Raw genomic sequence first — 1,294 nt, 5'->3', positions numbered from 1 at the left:
GCATCGCTCATAACCGGATCATCCTCGCGCCGGCCGGACCCGGCCAGCGAAAGGGCCCGGTTTCCGGGATCAGCCGGGAACCGGGCCCTTGGGCCGCGAGGTGTGCGTACGGACCGTACGGACGTACGCGAGCGCGCTACTTCAGCTTGGTGCCGGTCGAGCGCAGGTGGGAGCAGGCCTCGGTGACGCGCGCGGCCATGCCGGCCTCGGCCGCCTTGCCCCAGGTGCGCGGGTCGTAGGTCTTCTTGTTGCCGACCTCGCCGTCGACCTTCAGGACGCCGTCGTAGTTGCGGAACATGTGGTCCGCGACCGGACGGGTGAAGGCGTACTGCGTGTCCGTGTCGAGGTTCATCTTCACGACGCCGTTCTCCAGCGCGGTCCGGATCTCCTCCTCGGAGGAGCCCGAGCCGCCGTGGAAGACGAAGTCGAACGGGTCGGCCTTGCCGTACTTCGCGGCGATGCCGTCCTGGAGGTCGCGGAGCAGCTCGGGGCGGAGCACGACGTTGCCCGGCTTGTAGACGCCGTGCACGTTGCCGAAGGACGCGGCCAGCAGGTAGCGGCCCTTCTCGCCCAGGCCGAGGGCCTCGGCGGTCCGCTCGACGTCGGAGACGGTGGTGTAGAGCGAGTCGTTGATCTCGTGCGAGACGCCGTCCTCCTCGCCGCCGGTCGGGGTGATCTCGACCTCAAGGATGATCTTCGCCTTGACGGCCGCGGCGAGCAGCTCCTGGCCGATGGCGAGGTTGTCGTCGAGGTTCTCGGCGGAGCCATCCCACATGTGCGACTGGAACAGCGGGTTCTGACCGGCGGACACACGCTCCTGGGAGACGGCCAGCAGCGGACGGACGTAGCCGTCGAGCTTGTCCTTCGGGCAGTGGTCCGTGTGCAGGGCGATGTTGACCGGGTACTTCTTGGCGACGACGTGCGCGAACTCGGCGAGCGCGACCGCACCCGAGACCATGTCCTTGTTGTACTGGCCGCCGAGGAACTCCGCGCCACCCGTGGAGATCTGGATGATGCCGTCGCTCTCCGCCTCGGCGAAGCCGCGCAGCGCGGCGTGCAGAGTCTGCGTCGAGGTCACGTTGATGGCCGGGTAGGCGAACTTGCCTGCCTTCGCCCGGTCGAGCATCTCGTTGTAGACCTCGGGGGTTGCGATGGGCATCTGTCCGCTCCTTGTGATGTGCGGGTGGGTTTGTGGCCCCGACCTAGGCGGTGCTGAAAAACCAGGGGGCGACGTCATCGTCGGGGCCCATCTTTCCAGACTCGGCCGATTGCTCCACACGGCGGACACTCCGGG

At 67.9% G+C, this 1,294-nt stretch carries 1 protein-coding gene; it reads right to left on the bottom strand.

The window, feature by feature from the left end:
- Nucleotides 1-136: 136 nt before the first annotated feature.
- Nucleotides 137-1,159: a class II fructose-bisphosphate aldolase gene (gene fbaA, locus ACFU99_RS43955; protein WP_384404436.1), complete on the bottom strand. Its 1,023-nt coding sequence runs from the start codon at nt 1,157-1,159 to the stop codon at nt 137-139.
- Between the last annotated feature and the right edge of the window lie 135 nt (nt 1,160-1,294).

Origin of the sequence: Streptomyces sp. NPDC057654 (assembly GCF_042800135.1) — a bacterium.
Classification (GTDB): domain Bacteria; phylum Actinomycetota; class Actinomycetes; order Streptomycetales; family Streptomycetaceae; genus Streptomyces.
Note: the sequence above shows the minus strand (reverse complement) of the source record. Positions and strands in the feature narration are given on the sequence as shown.

Excerpts from the sequence above, each read along its gene's own strand:
- fbaA (WP_384404436.1), bottom strand. The coding sequence starts at position 1,159 with ATGCCCATCGCAACCCCCGAGGTCTACAACGAGATGCTCGACCGGGCG.